At 74.4% G+C, this 20,346-nt stretch carries 18 protein-coding genes; 10 read left to right on the top strand and 8 right to left on the bottom strand.

Annotated elements, in window-relative coordinates:
- Positions 1-467: 467 nt before the first annotated feature.
- Positions 468-1,241 carry a glycosyltransferase family 2 protein gene (locus ACH4TP_RS25295; RefSeq protein WP_398439224.1) on the bottom strand — a complete coding sequence of 258 codons (774 nt, stop codon included), beginning with the start codon at positions 1,239-1,241 and terminating at the stop codon, positions 468-470.
- Positions 1,242-1,455: 214 nt separating this feature from the next.
- On the opposite strand from ACH4TP_RS25295, the gene ACH4TP_RS25290 reads away from it, so the two are divergent.
- The 6 genes from ACH4TP_RS25290 (at position 1,456) to ACH4TP_RS25265 (ending at position 9,020) form a co-directional block, all read left to right on the top strand.
- A complete protein-coding gene (locus ACH4TP_RS25290) occupies positions 1,456-3,297 on the top strand; it encodes a glycoside hydrolase family 15 protein (RefSeq protein ID WP_398182476.1) in 1,842 nt (613 codons plus the stop codon).
- 43 nt (positions 3,298-3,340) lie between these two features.
- Positions 3,341-3,631, top strand: a complete 291-nt coding sequence (locus tag ACH4TP_RS25285; protein ID WP_389226296.1) for a hypothetical protein — start codon at positions 3,341-3,343, stop codon at positions 3,629-3,631.
- A gap of 70 nt (positions 3,632-3,701) precedes the next feature.
- Entirely contained in the window at positions 3,702-4,775 is a 1,074-nt protein-coding gene (locus ACH4TP_RS25280) for a phosphatase PAP2 family protein (RefSeq protein ID WP_389226293.1), read from the top strand.
- Between the two features lie 43 nt (positions 4,776-4,818).
- Positions 4,819-7,044 carry an NADP-dependent isocitrate dehydrogenase gene (locus ACH4TP_RS25275; RefSeq protein ID WP_398182480.1) on the top strand — a complete coding sequence of 742 codons (2,226 nt, stop codon included), beginning with the start codon at positions 4,819-4,821 and terminating at the stop codon, positions 7,042-7,044.
- A gap of 119 nt (positions 7,045-7,163) precedes the next feature.
- The gene (locus tag ACH4TP_RS25270; protein WP_389226287.1) at positions 7,164-7,457 is read left to right on the top strand and encodes a hypothetical protein; all 294 of its coding nucleotides are present in this window, start codon (positions 7,164-7,166) and stop codon (positions 7,455-7,457) included.
- 87 nt (positions 7,458-7,544) lie between these two features.
- Positions 7,545-9,020 (top strand): sigma-70 family RNA polymerase sigma factor, encoded by a 1,476-nt coding sequence (locus ACH4TP_RS25265; protein ID WP_398439223.1) that lies wholly within the window; start codon positions 7,545-7,547, stop codon positions 9,018-9,020.
- 34 nt (positions 9,021-9,054) lie between these two features.
- Here ACH4TP_RS25265 and ACH4TP_RS25260 read toward each other — a convergent pair whose 3' ends face one another.
- From ACH4TP_RS25260 to ACH4TP_RS25245, 4 genes are all read right to left on the bottom strand, one after another.
- Positions 9,055-9,774, bottom strand: a complete 720-nt coding sequence (locus tag ACH4TP_RS25260) for a CAP domain-containing protein (protein ID WP_398439222.1) — start codon at positions 9,772-9,774, stop codon at positions 9,055-9,057.
- A gap of 138 nt (positions 9,775-9,912) precedes the next feature.
- A complete protein-coding gene (locus ACH4TP_RS25255; RefSeq protein ID WP_398439221.1) occupies positions 9,913-10,785 on the bottom strand; it encodes a universal stress protein in 873 nt (290 codons plus the stop codon).
- Between the two features lie 150 nt (positions 10,786-10,935).
- Positions 10,936-12,273, bottom strand: a complete 1,338-nt coding sequence (locus ACH4TP_RS25250) for an acyl-CoA dehydrogenase (protein WP_398439220.1) — start codon at positions 12,271-12,273, stop codon at positions 10,936-10,938.
- Between the two features lie 158 nt (positions 12,274-12,431).
- Positions 12,432-12,887 carry an RrF2 family transcriptional regulator gene (locus ACH4TP_RS25245; RefSeq protein ID WP_389226272.1) on the bottom strand — a complete coding sequence of 152 codons (456 nt, stop codon included), beginning with the start codon at positions 12,885-12,887 and terminating at the stop codon, positions 12,432-12,434.
- A gap of 150 nt (positions 12,888-13,037) precedes the next feature.
- On the opposite strand from ACH4TP_RS25245, the gene ACH4TP_RS25240 reads away from it, so the two are divergent.
- Both ACH4TP_RS25240 and ACH4TP_RS25235 read left to right on the top strand, forming a co-directional pair.
- Positions 13,038-13,190 (top strand): hypothetical protein, encoded by a 153-nt coding sequence (locus ACH4TP_RS25240; protein ID WP_398439219.1) that lies wholly within the window; start codon positions 13,038-13,040, stop codon positions 13,188-13,190.
- A gap of 173 nt (positions 13,191-13,363) precedes the next feature.
- The gene (locus ACH4TP_RS25235; protein ID WP_389226266.1) at positions 13,364-14,230 is read left to right on the top strand and encodes a glutathione S-transferase C-terminal domain-containing protein; all 867 of its coding nucleotides are present in this window, start codon (positions 13,364-13,366) and stop codon (positions 14,228-14,230) included.
- Between the two features lie 51 nt (positions 14,231-14,281).
- Here the strand turns inward: ACH4TP_RS25235 and ACH4TP_RS25230 are convergent, their stop codons facing one another.
- The gene (locus ACH4TP_RS25230) at positions 14,282-15,319 is read right to left on the bottom strand and encodes an NAD-dependent epimerase/dehydratase family protein (protein ID WP_389226263.1); all 1,038 of its coding nucleotides are present in this window, start codon (positions 15,317-15,319) and stop codon (positions 14,282-14,284) included.
- Positions 15,320-15,464: 145 nt separating this feature from the next.
- Between ACH4TP_RS25230 and ACH4TP_RS25225 the strand changes: the two genes are divergently transcribed.
- Entirely contained in the window at positions 15,465-15,710 is a 246-nt protein-coding gene (locus tag ACH4TP_RS25225; RefSeq protein WP_389226260.1) for a DUF5133 domain-containing protein, read from the top strand.
- A gap of 106 nt (positions 15,711-15,816) precedes the next feature.
- Positions 15,817-18,204, top strand: coding sequence for an ATP-binding cassette domain-containing protein (locus tag ACH4TP_RS25220; protein WP_398439218.1), 2,388 nt, complete (start codon positions 15,817-15,819; stop codon positions 18,202-18,204).
- A gap of 48 nt (positions 18,205-18,252) precedes the next feature.
- On the opposite strand, the gene ACH4TP_RS25215 is transcribed toward ACH4TP_RS25220, so the two are convergent.
- Both ACH4TP_RS25215 and ACH4TP_RS25210 read right to left on the bottom strand, forming a co-directional pair.
- Positions 18,253-18,864, bottom strand: a complete 612-nt coding sequence (locus ACH4TP_RS25215) for a DUF6058 family natural product biosynthesis protein (protein WP_389226254.1) — start codon at positions 18,862-18,864, stop codon at positions 18,253-18,255.
- A gap of 149 nt (positions 18,865-19,013) precedes the next feature.
- On the bottom strand, positions 19,014-20,267 hold the full coding sequence (locus ACH4TP_RS25210; RefSeq protein WP_398182503.1) for a D-alanyl-D-alanine carboxypeptidase family protein: 1,254 nt from the start codon (positions 20,265-20,267) through the stop codon (positions 19,014-19,016).
- Between the last annotated feature and the right edge of the window lie 79 nt (positions 20,268-20,346).

Raw genomic sequence — 20,346 nt, 5'->3', positions numbered from 1 at the left:
CGGTCACGGTGAGGAGGGCCGGCGGCCGCGCGGGGCCCGTCCGGCCCCGGTCTTCTGGCACAACCCGCTGAACCGGACGACCCGGATGAACCGGACGAGCCGCGGCCGCGCCGCGCCGTGCCGGTGTGGGTCGTACGGGCCCGCCGGCGCCGTGCCGTGCCGCGCGCCCGGCAGGCCCCGCTCCGGGGCGCGGGAACGGCGCGGCCGATCCGGTCGGAGGCCCGGCGCGTCGGATGAGCGGTCGGGCGGTGCGGCGGCCGGCAGAGCGGGCGGCGTCGGGCGTCACCGGAAGGCCAGTCGGTCACCCGTCGCAGAGGGTGCGGAACGGATGCCGCCGGCACTCGGCTGATCTGGAGGGAGGTCACGTCGCGCCTCTTCCGACAACCGGCCCCGCCGGGAATGCGGTCAGGGTCTCTTCGCCCTGAAATGATGCCTTCTTTAGCGTTAGCACCCTTGGGTGGCATTCGTCAACCGCGGGAGCCCCGGAGGGGGCCGCGCGCCAGCCGCGACAGGGCGTTGTGCGGCCGCTCGTCGAGGAGCGTGCCGAGGATGCGCGCGCCGTCCCGGACCGTGCGGGGGTGCGAGGGGCCGTGACGGCGCGGCAGTTCGAGGCTCGGCACCTCGGCGACGCGCAGCCCGTAGTGCAGCGCGTGCGCGACCAGTTCGGCCCCGAGCTCCACGCCGTCCTCGCGCAGGTCGAGGAGATCGACGAAGGGGCGGCGGAACGCGCAGAATCCGTACCAGAGATCCGTGAGGTGCTGCCCGTACAGCCGGCGGGCGACCCGCAGCAGCGCGCGGTGCCCGAGCCGCCGCGACAACGGATAGTCGGCGTAATCCCCGCCCGCGATGAAACGCGATCCCTTGACGAAGTCGTAACCGCTTTCCAGGTAGTGCAGATAATGCGGGATCTCGTGCGGCGACATGCTTCCGTCGGCGTTCATCAGGACGACCAGGTCCCCGGTCGCCGCGAGCAGTCCCGCATGCGGGAAGTCGCCCCGGGTGAAGTCCCAGGTCCCGAGCCGGCGCACCGTGAGCCCGGCGTGCTCCCGGCTCCGCCCGGCGGGACCGCCGACCAGGACCACCTCCCGCACGGCCGAAGGCACCTGGTCGAGGAGTCGGTCGAGCGTCGCTCCCGGGTCCCCGCCGCCGGGGCGGACCGTGAGGACGAGACTCACCGTCGGGGTGCCGGGGCCGGGGATCCGGTCGGTCGACCTGCGCAGGGGATGCGGATCGCTGCTCATGGGGTAGGGCCTTACTCGTCGGTACGGCCTCGCGCGCGGCCGGCCCGCGCCTTTCAGAATCCTGCGCCCGGGGCGACGCCGTCAAGGAAAGCGGAAGAATATGCGGGCGGACGCGAAGGAATGACCCTCCCGCACTTCCGTTTTTCCCTTCCCCGCGCACCGCGAATTCCCCGTGCTTTGTGCACCCGCTTCCCAGGAGGCATACAATCCCGTCATGGCAGGGCGAATTGAGGACTACGCCCTCGTCGGTGACCTGGAGACTGCCGCGCTCGTCGGGACCGACGGGTCCGTCGACTGGTGGTGCGCGCCCCGCTTCGACTCGCCCGCCTGTCTCGCCGCCCTCCTCGGGACCCCGGACCACGGCCGATGGATCCTCGCCCCGGTCGGCAACGGCCGCTGCACGCGCAGGAGTTACCGAGGCGACACCCTCGTCCTCGACACCGTCTGGGAGACCCTCTCCGGAACCGTCCGGGTCACCGACTTCATGCCGCCGCGCCGCGCGGGCGAACCCGCCCCGAGGATCGTCCGGATCGTCGAGGGGATCGCCGGACGCGTCCCCGTGCGGGGCGAGTTGAGGGTCCGCTTCCACCACGGCAGCATCGTGCCCTGGACCCGCTCGACGGACCGGCGCACCGCCGTCTTCGTCGCCGGACCCGACTCCGCCCACCTCAGCTGCGGTCCCGGCGTCGAACTCGCCGTCACCCCCGACCGTACGACCTGCGAGTTCACCGTCACGGCCGGCCTGCGGGTCGCCTTCGTCCTCGGCTGGCACCCCTCGCACGCCCCCGCGCCCCCGCCCGCCTCGCCCGCCGACGTCGACGCCGCCCTCGGCCGCACCCTCGCCTTCTGGGACGACTGGGCCGCCGCCCTGCGCTACGAGGGCCCCGCGCGCGAGGCCGTGATCCGCTCCCTGCTCACCCTCAAGGCCCTCACCTACGCCCCCACCGGCGGCATCGTCGCCGCCCCCACCGCCTCCCTCCCCGAGTCCGTCGGCGGGGGCCGCAACTGGGACTACCGCTTCTGCTGGCTGCGCGACTCGACCTTCACCCTCTCCTGCCTGCTCCGCGGGGGATGCCGCCGGGAGGCGCTGGCCTGGACGGGCTGGCTGCTGCGCGCCGTCGCCGGCGACCCCGCCGACCTCCAGCCGCTGTACGGGGTCGAGGGGCAGCGCCGGCTCCCCGAGACGTACGCCGACTGGCTTCCCGGCTACGAGGATTCACAGCCCGTCAGGTTCGGCAACGCGGCCGTCGACCAGTTCCAGCTCGACATCTACGGCGAGGTGCTCAGCACCGTCTACTCCGCCGTCCGGGCCGGCATCGCCCTCGACCCGGCGACCTGGGCCCTGGTCGCCTCGCTCCTGGAGTACCTCGGCAAGCGCTGGCGGGAACCCGACGAGGGCATCTGGGAAGTCCGGGGCCCGCGCCGCCACTTCGTCCACTCCAAGGTCATGGCCTGGGTCGCCGCCGACCGCGCCGTCCGCCTCGCCCGCGTCGCCGGACTGCGCGGCTCCCTCGGGCGCTGGCGGGCCCTCCGCGCCGAACTGCACGCGGAGATCTGCGCCCACGGGTGGAGCGAGGAACAGCGGTCCTTCACCCAGTACTACGGAAGCCGCCAGGTGGACGCCACCGCCCTGCTGATCCCCCGGCTCGGCTTCCTGCCCGCCGACGACCCCCGCGTCCTCGGCACGCTCCGGGCGATGGAACGGCTCGACGACCACGGCTTCCTGCGCCGCTACGGCGACGTCCGGGACGGCGGCACGCACGAGCTCGACGACCTCGGCGGCACCGAGGGGACCTTCCTCGCCTGCACGTTCTGGTATGCCGACGCCCTCGCCATGACCGGCCGCGCCGACGAGGCACGGGCCGTCTTCAAGCGCGCCCTCGACGTCCGCAACGACGTCGGCCTCCTCGCCGAGGAATGGGACCCGGTGGCCGGCCGGCAGCTCGGCAACACACCCCAGGCGCTCAGCCACGTCGCCCTGGTGAACACGGCCTTCACCCTGTACGGCACGCGCCGCCACGACCGCGATCGCTCCCGGCACCTCGCTGTGGCATGATCGCGTCGATTTCCGGCGCGGTGCCGGGTCGAAGGGGTGGATCGTGTCCTGGTACATCGCGCTTCTGAGCGCCGTGTTGGCGGCGCTGCTGCTGGTCGGCGGGGCGGCCGCGCTCGTCAGCGGCTGGGTGATGCCCTGGCAGCGGGGCTACGTCCACCGGACGGGGTTCTTCGGCTGGGGGCAGCTGATGACGGGGGCCGCGCTCGCGCTCCAGGCGTCCACGGCGCTCCTCGACCGCGGATCCCGCTCCGACGTCCACCTGGTCGGCATCGCCTGCCTCCTCGGCGGACTGGCCCTCCTGGTCCTGTCCAAGCGCCCGCGCCCGCACCACTGACCCGCTCCCCGGCGTGTCGTTCGGGTGAGTCCAGCGGGCGCCGCCGCCGCGCGTGGGTTCGAATCGGGGCATGGCTTCCTATGACAGGCTCCGCGCCGGCGGCTCCCCGAGGCCGCTGGAGACCGGTGACACCTGGTGGTACGCCGCCGTGGCCGGCGAGGCCGCCGGCTCGTTCAGCACACGGGTCCGCACCCGGACCCGGCGTGCCTGCCTCGGGGCCGTCCTCCTCCTCACGGTCGTCTACGCGGGACTCGTGCTCACCGCGACCGGCCGCCGCTGGGGCGACGCCGCCGTGACCGGCCGGCGCGCCGACCCGGTCGCCGTCACGGTCCTCCGGGACCACCCCTCCCTCGCCGGGCTCACCACCTTCTCCCTGGTCCTCGGCGGCGTCCTCCTCCTCGGCACCGGCCTCATACGCAAGCGGTACGTCCTCACCGGCACCGCCGCCGGCGCGGTCGTCACCGCCCTCGCCGTCACCGGACTCCTCCAGCGGTACGCGCCCCGCCCCCGGCTCGTCGACACCGCCGGCGCCCTCGTCCCGAGCGGCTTCCCCAGCGCCCAGAGCACCCTCGCCGTCGGCATCGCCCTCGGCCTGGTCCTCGTCGCCCCCTACCGGCTGCGCGCCCTCGCCGTCGGCGCCGCCACGCTCTGGGCCGCCGCCGTCGGCGCGTACACCATCGCGGCGGGACAGCACCGGCCCGGCGACGTCATCGCCGCCGCCCTCGTCGCCCTCGCCGTGACCTCCGGCCTCCTCGCCGTCCTCGCCCGCAAGGGCAAGGTCCGCCCCGGGCCGCGACGCGGGCCCGCCCTGCCGGGCCTCCCGGTGACCGTCCCGCTCGCCCTCCTCGCCCTGGCCGGCCTCGGCGCCGGGTTCTGGCTGCTCGGCGACACCCTCGCGCTGCCCGCCACCGCCCCGTACGACCCGGCCGAGCTCCGCCTCGCCCACCGCTGCGGCCAGGCCCTCGCCGCCGGAGTGGTCGCCGCCACCGGGCTCGTCCTGCTCGCCGTACTCCGCCGCGTCGACGTGGACGGCGCCCCCCTCCCGTACCGGCTCGGCGGGCCCTTCGTCGAGGCCGCCGGCGTCCCGCGCGACGCCGAGCTCGTGGGGCCCTTTACCGAGGAGCACGATCACGAGATATCTTGATGTCGAGCAATCTCGCATACGCAGACGTGGAGCGGAGCACCCGGTGACTGACTCGACCATCATCTACACCCACACTGACGAGGCGCCCGCCCTGGCGACGTACTCGTTCCTGCCCGTGATCCAGGCGTATGCCTCGCAGGCCGGCGTCACGGTCGAGACGCGTGACATCTCCCTCGCGGGCCGCATCATCGCCGTCTTCCCCGAGTTCCTGGAGGAGGGCCAGCGCATCGCCGACGCCCTCTCCGAGCTCGGCGACCTGGCCAAGACGCCCAGCGCCAACATCATCAAGCTGCCGAACGTCTCGGCGTCCATCCCGCAGCTCAAGGCCGCGATCGCCGAGCTCCAGGCGCAGGGCTACGCCCTCCCGGACTACCCGGACGACCCGAAGACGGACCAGGACAAGGACGTCCGCGCCCGCTACGACAAGATCAAGGGCTCGGCCGTCAACCCGGTCCTGCGCGAGGGCAACTCCGACCGCCGCGCGCCCGGCTCGGTCAAGAACTACGCCAAGACCCACCCGCACCGCATGGGCGCCTGGACCCCCGAGTCCAAGACGAACGTCGCCACCATGAGCGAGAACGACTTCGCCTCCACGGAGAAGTCCACCGTCATCGCCAAGGACGACACCCTCCGCTTCGAGTTCACCGCCGCCGACGGCACCGTCAGCGAGCTCCGCGAGCCGCTGAAGGTCATCGCCGGCGAGGTCGTCGACGCCGCCGTCATGCGCGCCGCCGCCCTGCGCACCTTCCTCGCCGAGCAGGTCGCCCGCGCCAAGGCCGAGGGCGTGCTCTTCTCCGTGCACCTCAAGGCCACGATGATGAAGGTCTCCGACCCGATCGTCTTCGGCCACGTCGTGCGCGCCTTCTTCCCGAACACCTTCGCCAAGTACGGCGAGGTGCTCGTCGCCGCCGGCCTGTCCCCGAACGACGGCCTCGGCACCGTCCTGGCCGGCCTCGACGCCATCCCGCACGGCCTCGGCGCCGAGATCAAGGCCTCCTTCGAGGCCGAGCTCGCCGAGGGCCCCGCCCTGGCGATGGTCGACTCCGACAAGGGCATCACCAACCTGCACGTGCCGTCCGACGTCATCGTCGACGCCTCGATGCCGGCCATGATCCGCACCTCCGGCCACATGTGGGGCCCGGACGGCCAGGAGGCCGACACCCTCGCCGTCCTCCCGGACCACAGCTACTCCGGCGTGTACCAGGCCGTCATCGAGGACTGCCGCGCCCACGGCGCCTTCGACCCGTCGACGATGGGCTCCGTCCCGAACGTCGGCCTCATGGCGCAGAAGGCCGAGGAGTACGGCTCCCACGACAAGACCTTCGAGATCGCCCAGGCCGGCACCGTCCGCCTGGTCGACTCCGAGGGCAACGTCGTCCTGGAGCAGGAGGTCGCCGAGGGCGACATCTTCCGCGCCTGCCAGACCAAGGACCTGCCCATCCAGGACTGGGTCAAGCTGGCCGTCACCCGCGCCCGCGCCACCGGCGCCCCGGCCGTCTTCTGGCTGGACGAGAACCGCGGCCACGACGCCCAGATCATCGCCAAGGTCAAGCAGTACCTGCCGGAGCACGACACCGAGGGCCTGGACATCCAGATCCTCTCCCCGGTCGAGGCCACCAAGTTCTCCCTGGAGCGCATCCGCCGCGGCGAGGACACCATCTCGGTCACCGGCAACGTCCTGCGCGACTACCTGACCGACCTCTTCCCGATCCTGGAGCTGGGCACCAGCGCCAAGATGCTGTCGGTCGTCCCGCTGATGGCGGGCGGCGGCCTCTTCGAGACCGGCGCCGGCGGCTCCGCCCCGAAGCACGTCCAGCAGCTCGTCAAGGAGAACTACCTCCGCTGGGACAGCCTCGGCGAGTTCTTCGCCCTGGCCGCCTCCTTCGAGCACCTCGCGACCAGCACGGGCAACTCCCGCGCCCAGGTCCTCGCCGACACCCTCGACCGCGCCACCGGCACCTTCCTCAACGAGGACAAGTCGCCGACCCGTCGCCTCGGTGGTATCGACAACCGCGGCAGCCACTTCTACCTGGCCCTCTACTGGGCCCAGGAGCTGGCCGCCCAGACCGAGGACGCCGAGCTGGCCAAGGCCTTCGCCCCGCTCGCCGAGACCCTCTCCGCGAACGAGCAGAAGATCGTCGACGAGCTCATCGCCGTCCAGGGCTCCCCGGCCGACATCGGCGGCTACTACCAGCCCGACCCGGCCAAGGCCGCGGCCGTGATGCGCCCGTCCGCCACGTTCAACGAGGCCGTCGCGTCCCTCGCCTGATCCGGCGCGGAACCGTCGTCCGCCCCGGCGCGCGACCCGTACCGCCCCGGCCGGAATCCCTCCGGCCGGGGCGGTCCCGTCGGTGGCGCATCTCACCCCCCGGTGTGACCCTGGAGGGCATGAGCTGGGCATCTTGGACGACCGCCGGTGTCTACACCGGGCGAGGTGGGGTGCTGACCGACGAGGCGGGCGTCGTCACGGGCGATCTGACCGTGCACACGACGTTCGCCGATCGCGAGGCACGCGTGGCCGTGCAGTACAGCGGCGCATCCGACTGGTTCACCATGTCGGGCAGTCCCGTTCCGTGCGGATCGGAGGAGGAGAGCCGCGAGCTGCACGACGCCGTCGTGGCGGCCGTCCGGGAGGGGAACGGGGCCACGGTCCCGCTCCTGCCCACGGTGCCGCCGGTGTAGCCGCCGCCGGAGAAAAGTGTTATCCCTCCCGTGCCCACGGGTCTCCGCATGACGGGGGACTCGGACCAGGGATGAGGGAGCGGATCCATGCACAGCGACGAGCGGCGCACCACCGCGCTTGTGGAGGCGGCCAGGGCGGGTGACGCGGACGCCAGGGACACACTGGTCCGCGACCACCTCCCGCTCGTCCACAACATCGTCGGCCGGGCCCTCGACGGCCACGCCGACACGGACGACATCGTCCAGGAGACGATGGTCCGCGCCCTCGACGGCCTCACCGGCCTCCGCGACCCCTCCCGCTTCCGGTCCTGGCTCGTCGCCATCGCCATGAACGGGATACGGCGCCGCTGGCACGAGCGCCGGCAGGCGCCCGTGCCCGGCCTCGACCGGGCCGCGGACCTCGCCGACCCGGCCGGCGACTTCACCGAACTCACCATCCTCCGCCTCGGCCTCTCCGGGCAGCGCCGCGACGTGGCCCGCGCGACCCGCTGGCTCGACGAGGACGACGCCGAACTCCTCGCCCTGTGGTGGCTGGAGGCCGCCGGCGAACTCACCCGCGCCGAGCTCGCCGAGGGCCTCGGCGTCACCCCGGCGCACGCCGCCGTCCGCGTCCAGCGGATGAAGGAACGCCTGGACACCGGCCGCGCCGTGGTCCGCGCCCTGGACGCGCTGCCGCCGTGCCCGGAGCTCGCGGAGACCGTCACCGCCTGGGACGGCCGGCCCTCCCCGCTCTGGCGCAAGCGGATCGCCCGCCACCTGCGCGCCTGCGCCGCCTGCACCTCCCGCGCCGAAGGCCGCCGCGGCCTCGCCCCCGTCGAGGGCCTCCTCGTCGGCATCGGCCTCGTCCCGCCCCTGGCGCTCGCGGCCTCGCACGCGGAGGGACCGGCGCTGGAGCACACGGCGTACGAGCGGAGTCCCGCCGTACGGGGCGGCCGACGGGCCCCGCTGCGGCGCGCCGTCGCCGCCGGGGTCGCGGCCGTCGCCGTCCTCGGGGCGGTCGCCCTCCTCGTACCGTCGGATCCGGACGTACGCGTCAGGCCCGAGCGGCCCCTCGCCGCGCCTCCGGAGACGACCGCGCCGGTCACCGCGTCCCCGAGCCCGCCGGCCACCACCGCCGCCGTCCCCGCGCCGACGACGGCCCCCGCGCCCCGGCGCACCCCGCGCCCCACGGCGGCGGCCGACCCGGGGGAGCGGGTCACCGCGCTCGTCAACAAGCTCCGGACGGCGGCCGGTTGCGCGCCGCTGCGGACCGACCCCCGGCTGGTCCGGGCGGCCCGCGACTACGCCCGCGACATGGCGGCGCGCGGCTACTTCGGGCACAGCAGCCCCGAGGGCGAGTTCGCGGACGCGCGGATCACCGCCGCCGGATACGACTGGAGTGCCTGGGCCGAGAACCTGGCCCGGGGCGCGGCCGACCCGGAGACCGTCGTCGAGGACTGGCGGAGCGACACGATGCACGAGCGGAACATGCTCGACTGCCGGTACCGGGACACCGGCGTCGCGTCGGTGCCCGGCCCCGGTGGCAGGATCTGGGTGCAGAAGCTGGCCGCCCCCGCCTCCTGAACGCCCGTCTCCTGAACGCCCGCCTCCTGAACGCTCAGCGTCTGACGCCGAAGTCCTGGACCCACCAGGGGCCGTTGGCGGCGAGGGTCACCCCGACGCCGATGTCCCTGAACGAGCAGTTGAGGATGTTCGCCCGGTGCCCGGGACTGTCCATCCAGTCCTCCATGGCCCGGGCCGGGGTCTTCGGCCCCCGGTGGATGTTCTCCCCCCAGGCCGACCACGCGTACCCGGCGCCGCTCATCCGGTCGCCCGCGTCCCGGCCCTCCGGGCTGTGGTGCTCGTAGTAGTCGCGCTCGGCCATGTCGTCGGCATGGCCCTGGGCGGCCGCCCGCAGATGGCTCTCGGACCGGAGCGGGCCGCAACCGGCCTTCTCGCGCTCGGCGTTGGCGAGCGCGACGACGTCCTGCACGTACCGGGCGGCCTTCTCGGCCGCCGCCGACCCGTACGGGACGGAGACGGCGTCGGCCGTCGTGCCGGTCGCGGGAGTGGCCACGTACATCCCGGTCGCCACCGTGAGCACGACGGCGGCGCCTCCGGCGAGGGTGACGGCCGTGCGGAAGGACGGCCGGCGGAAGGCATGCCGCCGGACGGTCCCACCGCGTCTGCGGTGCCGCCCGGCGGACCGGGGGCCTTCGAACCGGTCGGGGCCTTCGAAGCGGCCGGTGGCTTCGAACCGGTCGGTGGCTTCGGGGCCTTCGAGGGCGTCGGGGCCTTCGAGGTCTCCGGAGTGGCCGGGACGTTCGTGGTGCCGCATGGAGCTCCGCTCTCTCGCCGAGGTCGCAGGACGGTCCGGCGCTGGGAGAGCCACCGGGGCGACGGCGGTAAGACTTTCCGGCCCCGGCCACCCCGACACTCCTCGTCAACGCGGCGCGTCAACCCGCGTCCGAGCCTGTCAGCCCTGCGGGGTGATCGCCACCGGACAGGGCGCGAGGTGGAGCGCCGCGTGCGCCACCGAACCGATCCGCGGCCCGGCGGCCCCGCGCTTCGCCCGCCGGCCGACCACCAGGAGCTGGGCGCCGCCCGAGGCGGAGAGCAGCACCTGCCCCGCGCTGCCCAGCTCGACGTGCTCGGTGACCGGCACGTCGGGGTACCGCTCGCGCCAGGGGGCGAGCGCCTCGCCCAGCGCCTTCTCCTCGTACGGCACGAGCCCGCCGGCCTCGTCCGCGAGCCGCATCGAGGCCGGGCTGTACGCGTAGAGCGGCGGCAGGCTCCAGGCGCGCACGGCCCGCACCGCCACCCCGCGCGCGGCGGCGGTCGCGAAGGCGAAACCGAGCGCGGCCGCGCTGTCCTCGGGGCTGCCGAGCTGGCCGACCAGCACGTACCCCGAGGACGGTTCGGCCGCCTCGTCGTCGCGGGACCGGACGGCGACGACCGGGCGGGTGGCGGCGGCGATGACCTGCTGCCCGTACGAGCCGAGCAGGAAGCCGGTGACGGCGCCGTGGCCGCGCGAGCCGATGACGAGCATCTCGGCCCGGTCCTGGGTGCCGAGCAGCGCGGCGACCGGGGTGTCGGGGAGCACCTCGGCCGTGAGCGCGAGCCCCGGGTGGCGCGCGGCGATCGTGGCCTCGGCCTCGCGCAGCAGGGCGTACGCCGCGCGCTGCTGCTCCTCGGGGTCCTGGGCCAGGGGCAGGTCGAGCGGCTCCCAGCGCCACGCGTGCGCGAGCCGCAGCGGGAGGCCCCGGTGCAGGGCCTCGCGGGCGGCCCAGTCGGCCGCGGCGAGGCTCTCGGGGGAACCGTCCACTCCTGCGACGATCTCACGACTCATCAGGCTGCCTCCGTGCGTGCGGTGACGGGCCCGCCGGGCGGCCGGCCCTCCTGCCTCCAGCTTGGGCCCTTCGACCGCCCGGCGAGAGGGCCGGACGTCCCGACATGCCGGTCCGTCCGTCCCTTCCCCCGATGGGTCCCGTCCGGCGGATCAGGCCCGCAGGGTGAGCCGGGCGTGGGTGCCGTGCAGGTAGTGGTCCCCGATGTCGCGGAGCCGGTGGGCCGCCTGCGTGGGCGCGGTGAGCGCGCGGGCGTTGCGCCAGAAGCGGTCGAAACCCGGTCCGCCGCCCCGGGCGTCGGCACCCGCCGTGCCGTCGACGAGTTCGAGGATGCGGGTCGTGATGTGGACGGCCGCCCGGCCGGTGACGGTCTCGGCCGCCGCCACGAGGACGGCGATGTCGGCGCGTTCCTCCAGGCCGAGGGTCCGCTCGGCGAGCAGCCCCCGCGCGAAGGCGTCCGTCGCCCGCTCCGCCACCGCGGCGGCGGCGTGCGCGGCCGTCGCCAGCTCCCCGTAGGCGAGGAGGAGGTACGGGTCGTCCCCGGCTCCGACCGGGGCGGCGCCGTCCGCGGGACCTCCCGCGCGGTCGGCCCCCGCCTGCCCGGCGCGGCTGATGTCCCGGGCCTCGGCGAGCGCCCCCTCGGCGATGCCGAGCCCCACCTGGACGAGGAGCAGCCGCAGGGCGAGCGGGGCGAGGGTGGTGAAGGGGGCGACGGCGTGCTCGTCGCGCGGCAGGACGCCGAGGACGTGCCCCGGCTCCACGGGCACGTGGTCGAAGGTGACGGTGCCCGCGCCGGCCAGGCGCTGGCCGACCCGTTCCGCGCCGGCGTCCGTGAGCACCCCCGGGTGGGCCGGGTCCACCAGGACGACCAGCAGGTCGCCGGTGCCGCCGGGCCGTGCGCCGACGACGAGCCGGTCGGCGACCGTCACGCCGGAGGCGAAGGCGCGGCGGCCGTCGAGGATCCAGCCGCCGCCGGGGCCGCCGGCGGGAGTGAGCGTGAGGCCCGGCTCGGATCCGTCGCGCGGCGGTTCGACGCCTCCGGCGAGCAGCCAGCCCTCCTCGGCCGTACACACGTCGAGGGAGAGCGCGTCGCCGGTCTCCCGCGTCGCGGCCTCCTGCGGCGCGGGGCCGAAGAAGCGGCCGCTCCAGGAGAGCGCGTAGTGGTGGGCGAGGAGTTCGCCCACGGAGCTGTCGGCGGCGGAGATCTCCCGCACGACCGCGCAGGCGGCCCGCCAGTCCGCGCCCCGCCGGGTCGGTCCCGGCGCCGTGAGGAGGGCGGGCAGTCCGGCCTCCTGGAGGCGTCCGACCTCGTCGAAGGGGGCCTTTCCGGCCCGGTCCCGGGCGAGGGCGTCGACGGCGAGGTCGTCGGCCAGCTCGCGGGTGACGCGGGGCCAGATCTCGTCGTCCGCGGGCCGGTCGACGGTCCGGCCGGGCGGTGCGGAGGCGATGCGTATCGCTGGTCTCTTCGACGATCTCCTCGGCGTACTCACGTCACCTCACCCGATCCCTAGTATTCCCACTGGAATAGTAGGGATATTGGCAGAGCCGACCGCCCGGCCCCAAGGGGCGTCCACGGGCTGGACAAGCTCGTATCGTTGGGCGAGACGGCGTCGGGTTCGCGCAGGTGGCGGAAGGTCGGCCCCGGCGGTCAGGGGTTGGTCCAGGCCTCCGGGTCGTCCGCGAGCGCGAGGATCCCGGCCGGCAGCTCCGCCGCGGCGAGCTCCGCGAGGGAGACGCCGAGGACACCGCGGACGCTCGCCCGCAGCGCGATCCACAGCGTGAGCAGCGACTCGGCGGGCCCCGTGTACGACAGGTCCGGCGGCCGCTCCCCGCGTACGGAGACCAGCGGGCCGTCCACGCAGCGGATGACGTCCGCGACCGAGATCGTCTCCGCCGGCCGCGCCAGCCAGTACCCGCCGTTGCCGCCGCGCTGGCTCTGCACCAGACCGCCCTTGCGCATGTCGCCGAGGATGCCCTCCAGGAACTTGTGCGAGATGTCCTGGTCGACCGCGATGGCCTCGGCCTTCAGTGGCCCCGAGTCCTGGGCCGCGGCGAGCTGGAGGGCGGCCCGCACCGCGTAGTCGGCCCTGGCTGAAATGCGCATGCGCGCATTATTCCGCACGGACGCGACGGGATCCGTGCCGATCGGCCGCTCGATCGGTGGCCCGGGCGGCGAGCCGTCCCGCCCCCTTGACGTCGCCCGTGACCCGCCGGACACTCGGGACGGGTAAACCGAGCGAACAGGTAGGAAACCATGGGACGCACCGGCCGGAGGAACGCCTCGCCCGCCGTACCCCTCCCGCGCTCGCTGCCCCTCACGTCCCGCCGGCACATCGATCTGCTGCGGGTCTGCAGCGCCGCCGGTCGCCGCTCCCGCGCGGGCGTGCCGCGGCCCGCCGAGGCCTGATCCGCAGGACGGGTCCCGACCGCCGGGGCCCGGCCCCCGGCGCCCGCCGCGCCCCGTCCGCCTCCTCTTCCCGCACCTCTGCTGCCCCGGGCCCCGTGCCGCGGCGTCGCGCCCTGACGACCGAAGCCGCCGCACCCCGCCCGGCCCCGCACCGAGCTCCCCGAGGGAGAAGCATGTCCGTCGTCGTCCCGTCCTCGCTCCTGCCCGCCTCCGCCGTGCCCGCCTTCCGGGGCAGGATCGGCCGCGAGGCGAGCAGCGGCCACTACGCCGTCCCGCACCGCTACCGCCTCCACGTCGACCCGGCCGACCCCCGGTGTCTGGGCATCGCCCTCACCCACAGCCTGCTCGGGCTCGACGACACGCTCCCGCTCACCGTGCTCCCCGGCACCCCCGACACGCCCGACGGCGGGTACGAGGCGCTCCGCCCGCTGTACGAGGCGAGCGCCCACCTCTACGCCGGGCCGGCCGCCGCGCCCGTGCTCAGCGACGGGTGGACCGGACGGATCGTCAGCACCCACGTCCCCGACATCCTCCGGGACCTCGCCCTGCGCTTCCGGGGCGAAGGCCCCGATCTGCTGCCCGAGGCGCACCGCGAGGCCATCGACGCGATCGCCGACCTCTGCGAGCGGAGCGTCAACCGGGCCGCGCAGCGCGCCGGAGAACTCGGACTCGACGGCGAGGCCGCCCACCGCGACCCGCTCGCCGTCCTCTTCGCCGCGCTCGGCTCCCTGGAGCGCCGCCTCGCCGACGGGCCGTACGTCCTCGGGGACGCGCCGACCGCCGCCGACGTGCACGTCTGGGCCGCTCTCGTCCAGCTCGACACCGTGCACCGCTGGCACCTCGACGCCGCCGCCATGGACCGGGTCGCCGGACACCCCGCGCTGTGGGCCTACGCCCAACGCCTGGCCGCCCGCCCCGAGTTCGCCCGCCACCTCGACATCGACGCCCTCCTGCGCCGCCACCGCGCCGACTGCCGGGGCCGCGAGGCCGCGGGCGCGGGGATACGGCTCGTCGACTGGTCCGCCACCGGGGCGCGCTGACGCGCGGGAACGGGCCGGGGGCCCGGCCTCGGGTCCCCGGCACCGCGCCCGTCAGCCGATGCGGTGCCCCGCCAGGGGTGCCGTGTCGTCGCCCGTGCCCGCGCGGACCCCGCGCAGGAACGCCTCCAGGGCCTCCAGCGAGGTCGCCGCGGGCTCCCAGTCCAGCTCCTGCCGGGCCCGTTCGGTGGCGAGCAGCGGCAGGTGCCGCAGCGCGTCGAAGAGGCCGGGGGAGGCCGGGGCGAGCCGCAGCCGCCAGGCCGCCGACAGGGCGCCCCGTACCGCTCCGGCGGGCACCTTCACGGGCCGGGCGTGCAGCAGCCCGCCCAGCACGGCGGCGTCGATCACCGGCTCCGCCGCGAGGTTGAACGCGCCCCGGACGTCCCGCAGCACCGCCCGGCGGTAGGCCTCCGCCGCGTCCTCCGTGTGCAGCACCTGGAAGCGGAGGCCCTCGAACTCCGGGAGCAGCGGCAGCAGATCGGGCCGCACCAGCTGCCCCGGGAAGAACCGTCCCGCGAAGATCCGCCGCTGCCCGCTCGCCGACTCCTCCTTGAAGAGGAACGCCGGACGCATCCGCACCACCCGGGTCAGCGGATGGTCCCGCTCGAAGGTGTCGAGGACCCGCTCCAGATAGGCCTTCTCCCGGGTGTACGCGGCGCCCGGCCAGCCGTGCGTCGGCCAGGCCTCGGACACCGGGGCGCCGCCCTCGGGCCCGGGGGAGTACGCCCCCACCGAGGAGGCGTGCACCAAAACCGGCACCCGTGCCGCCGCCACCGCGTCGAAGAGGCGCACCGAGCCGAGGACGTTGGTCCGCCAGGTCTCCACCGGGTCGTGGGTGGGCCCGAACCGCCAGGCCAGGTGCACCACCGCGTCCGCGTCCGCCACGTACTGCGCGAGCCGCGGCCCGTCCCCCTCCCGTGAGATGTCCAGCTCGGCCCACTCCACCCCCGGGAGGTCGAGGCCGGGCAGGCGCCGGGCCAGACCGAGGACCGAGCCGACGCCCGGATCGCCCGCCAGGAGCCGGACCAGACTCGTTCCCACGTTGCCGGTGGCGCCCGTGACGACGACGCGCGCAAGCGTGCTCGGGTTCATGTCTCCGACCCTCCGCCATCGGCGCCGGAAGCGCATTCCGGCGACCGTCCCGTGACCCGCCGGTCACGCAGGGTTTCCGCGCGGGTCGCGGGCGTGGCCGACGGCCCTGACTATGGAGCGACCGCAGGAGAACAGGAGAACGGCCATGCTGCTGCCCGACAGGAACACCGTCGACCGGCTGCTCCGGCACTTCCGCGCCCAGGAGCGGACCGTGCTGGACAGGCCGCACGACCTGTCGGCCCGCCGGCGCTTCGAGGACACGGCGTACACCCTGTGCGTCCTGATGGGAGTGCGCACCGCCCGCGAGGCCGTCCGCGCCGCCGAGCGCTTCGTGGCCGGTGAAGGAGATCAGGAATCGAGAAGCGTGGCCGCCCTGCCGCCACTAGCGTGACGGCCATGACCTTCGCCCACGTGCTCGACGGGCCCGGTGTGTCCGGCGCGTCCGGTCACGGACGCGGAGGATCGACGTCAGGCACTGCGCGAACGCGGGAGAAACGATGAGCAAGGCCCCGAGGGCGGACGAGCGGCCGTCCGTACCCCACGCCGCCGACCGGCACGACCTGATCCGCGTGCACGGCGCGCGCGAGAACAACCTCAAGGACGTGAGCATCGAGATCCCGAAGCGCCGGCTCACGGTCTTCACCGGGGTCTCCGGCTCGGGCAAGAGCTCGCTCGTCTTCGACACGATCGCCGCGGAGTCGCAGCGGCTGATCAACGAGACGTACAGCTCCTTCGTCCAGGGCTTCATGCCGACGCTCGCCCGGCCCGAGGTCGACGTCCTCGAAGGCCTGACGACCGCGATCATCGTCGACCAGCAGCGTCTGGGCGCCGACCCCCGCTCCACCGTCGGCACCGCCACCGACGTCAACGCGATGCTGCGGATCCTCTTCAGCCGCCTCGGCGAGCCGCACATCGGCCCGCCCAGCGCCTACGCCTTCAACGTCCCCTCGGTCCGGGCCAGCGGAGCGATCACCGTCGAGCGCGGCGACAGGAAGACCGAGAAGGCGACCTTCGAGCGCACCGGCGGCATGTGTCCGGGCTGCGAGGGCCGGGGCACCGTCTCCGACATCGACCTCACCCAGCTCTTCGACGACTCGAAGTCGCTCGCCGAGGGAGCGCTCACCATCCCCGGCTACACCCCCGGCGGCTGGAACTACCGCCTCTACAGCGAGTCCGGCTTCGTCGACCAGGACAAGCCGATCCGCGAGTACACCGAGAAGGAACGGGCGGACTTCCTCCACCACGAGCCGGTCCGGATGAAGATCGCCGGGATCAACATGACCTACGAGGGTCTGGTCCCGCGCATCCAGAAGTCCTTCCTCGCCAAGGACAAGGAGGGCATGCAGCCCCACATCCGGGCGTTCGTCGAGCGGGCCGTCACCTTCACCACCTGCCCCGACTGCGACGGCACCCGGCTCAGCGAGGGCGCCAGGGCCTCGAAGATCAAGAAGGTCAGCATCGCCGACGCCTGCGCGATGCAGATCAGCGACCTCGCCGACTGGGTCCGCGGCCTCGACGAGCCCTCGGTGGCCCCGCTGCTCACCGCGCTCCAGCTGACCCTCGACTCGTTCGTGGAGATCGGCCTCGGCTACCTCTCCCTGGACCGGCCCGCGGGCACCCTGTCCGGCGGCGAGGCACAGCGCGTCAAGATGATCCGACACCTCGGCTCCTCGCTCACCGACGTCACGTACGTCTTCGACGAGCCCACCACCGGCCTGCACCCGCACGACATCCAGCGGATGAACGACCTGCTGCTCCAGCTGCGCGACAAGGGCAACACGGTGCTCGTCGTGGAGCACAAGCCGGAGGCCATCGCGATCGCCGACCACGTCGTCGACCTCGGCCCCGGCGCCGGTACGGAAGGCGGCACCGTCTGCTTCGAGGGCACCCTCGACGGGCTGCGGGCCTCCGGCACCGTCACCGGCCGCCACCTGGACGACCGGGCCGCCGTCAAGGAGTCCGTACGCGTGCCCACCGGGGCCCTGGAGATCCGGGGCGCGTCCACGCACAACCTGCGGGACGTCGACGTCGACATCCCGCTCGGCGTGCTCACCGTCATCACCGGCGTCGCGGGCTCCGGCAAGAGCTCGCTCGTGCACGGGTCGATCCCCGCCGGCGAGGAGGTGATCTCCGTCGACCAGAGCGCGATCCGCGGTTCCCGGCGCAGCAACCCCGCCACGTACACCGGGCTGCTCGACCCGATCCGCAAGGCCTTCGCCAAGGCCAACGGCGTGAAGCCGGCGCTGTTCAGCGCCAACTCCGAGGGCGCCTGCCCCACCTGCAACGGCGCGGGGGTCGTCTACACCGACCTCGGGATGATGGCCGGTGTCTCCTCCACCTGCGAGGACTGCGAGGGCAAGCGGTTCCAGCCCGCGGTGCTCGCATACCTCCTCGGCGGCCGGGACATCAGCGAGGTGCTCGCGATGTCCGTGACCGAGGCCGAGGAGTTCTTCGGCTCCGGCGAGGCGAAGACCCCCGCCGCCCAGCGCGTCCTCGCCCGGCTCGCCGACGTCGGACTCGGCTACCTGAGCCTCGGTCAGCCGCTCACCACCCTCTCCGGCGGCGAGCGCCAGCGGCTCAAGCTGGCCACGCACATGGCCGACAAGGGCGGCGTCTACGTCCTCGACGAGCCGACCACCGGACTCCACCTCGCCGACGTCGAGCAGCTCCTCGGCCTCCTCGACCGGCTCGTGGACTCCGGCAAGTCGGTCATCGTCGTCGAACACCACCAGGCCGTCATGGCGCACGCCGACTGGATCATCGACCTCGGTCCCGGCGCGGGTCACGACGGCGGCAAGATCGTCTTCGAGGGCACCCCCGCCGACCTCGTCGCGGCCCGCTCCACCCTCACCGGCGAGCACCTCGCCCAGTACGTCGGCGCCTGACCCGCCCGACAGCGGCGACCCGGGGCGTTTCGCCGGCCGGGTCGCCGCTCACGCGCGCGCGTGAGGGAAACGGGCCCGGGGCGCGGCCACGCACGTGTCCCGCGAGACGGGTCCGCCGAACCGCAGCCGGTCGTACGCCGTGAACGCCGGCTCCAGGGCGTCGAGCGCGTCCACGCGCGCGTGGAGGGCGGTGCGCCACTTCGGCGAGGGATCCGCCGCGGCCCCGGCGAGACACGCGGTGATCTCCGCCGTCAGCTCCTCCTTCCGCCGGATGTTCGCCGGGGTCACCTCGTGCAGGCAGACGTACCGGCCGCTCAGGTACGCCTCCCACTCCTCCTCGCCCTGCGCGGGGTCCTCCCAGTGCCCGGTGAACCACGCCCGCAGGTGCTCGACCCCGCCCGCCGCGTCGGCGAGCGCGAACAGATCGCGCGGCACCATCTCGGCGCCGTCCGACCGCAGATAGCCCGGCAGCGGCAGCAGGCCCGCGAGCATCAGCCGCCGGACCTCGTCGGGGTCCCGGCCGAGTACGGCGCACAGGACCTCCAGCGGGACGAACTGGGCGGAGACGTACGCGTCGTCGGCGGCGGTCATCGGATGGTCGCCGTTCACCTCACGGAACCGCTCGGCGACCCGTACGGCCGCGGGCGTACTGTCCGTCATCGCGTCACTCCCTCGGGAAGCCCGTCCGGGCCGGTCCCGGACGGTGTTCCCGCAGGTTAGGAGCCGGATCGTGCGGCGCCCACCGAACCGTCGCCGGCACCGCCGGGTCCGGTGTCTCCAGCGGCGCCGCACGATCCGGCGGTCCAGCGTCAGCCCCGCTGGGCCGCCGTCCTGCGCCGCCACCCCCACAGGGCGAGCGCGGCGGCGCAGGCCGAGCCCACCAGGGCCAGCGGAAGCCCGGCCGAGGGGCCCGAGGTCTCCGCCTCCGGGGCCTTCTTCGCGGGGGCGGCGGCCGCCTCCGCCCCCGCGCGGGCCGCCACTGCCGCCGCGTCGGGCTTCTCGTGGGCCACCGACACCGCCCGCGTGCCCGGGTCGGCCGCGGCCTTCGCCCGTACCGGCGCCAGCGAGCCGACCGGCTGCACCCGGCCCGCCGCCTCGAAGCCCCAGTCGAGCAGCTGCCGCGCCTCCTCGTACACGGCCAGCCCGCCGCCCTCCTGGGGGTTCATCACCGAGACGACGAGCGTCCGGTCGCCGCGCCGGGCCGCCGAGACCAGGGTGTTGCCCGCGTTGCTCGTGTAGCCGTTCTTGATCCCGAGGATGCCGGGGTAGCGCTCCACCCCGTTCTCGCCCGTCAGGAGCCTGTTCGTGTTGGCGATGCCGTACGACGAGGAGCCCGCCGGGAACTCCGCGTACGCCGTCGAGCAGTACCGGGCGAACACCGGGTCCTGGAGCCCGTTCCGGCCGAACACCGCCAGGTCGTACGCGGAGGACACCTGGCCCGGGGCGTCGTAGCCGTCCGGGGAGACCACATGGGTGTCCTCGGCGCCCAGCGAGCGGGCCTTCTCCTGCATCTGCCGGGTCATCGACTCCCAGCCGCCGTTCATCTCCGCCAGGACGTGCACCGCGTCGTTCCCCGAGCTGAGGAAGACGCCGTTCCACAGGTCCGACACCTTGTACGTGTACCCCTCCTTCACCCCGACCAGGCTGCTCCCCGCCCCGATCCCGGTCAGCTCGGAATCGGCCACGGTGTGCTGCTCGGAGGGCGCGTGGTGAGGGAGCGCGGTCAGCGCGAACAGGGTCTTGAGGGTGCTTGCCGGAGGCAGCTTCCGGTGCGCGTTCCGCGCGGCGAGCACCTCGCCCGAGGAGGCGTCCGCCACCACCCACGACAGCGCGGACACCGAGGGCACCTCGGGCGCCCCCGGCAGCCGCTGCACCTGGGTGCCCCGCCGGTCGAGCCGCGTCCGGTCGACGTACTGCCGCGCGGGCGGCGTGGGCTCCCCGACCGAGGACACGGCCCGGGGCACGGGACGCGCGGGAGAGACGGCGGCCGCCGGAACGGGCAGCGCGAACAGCAGCGCCGCGGAACCCGCGGCGGCATGACGGACAGCTGACATGACGATCATTCAGCCACCGTAGGAAGCGGGTGCGGACCCCGCAGATCGGAGTGCGCCGACCGGCGTAGCGGATGTGGCGTACGGCGGC

Origin of the sequence: Streptomyces sp. NPDC021012 (assembly GCF_044333355.1) — a bacterium.
Classification (GTDB): domain Bacteria; phylum Actinomycetota; class Actinomycetes; order Streptomycetales; family Streptomycetaceae; genus Streptomyces.
This window is presented reverse-complemented; position numbering and strand designations above follow the sequence as displayed.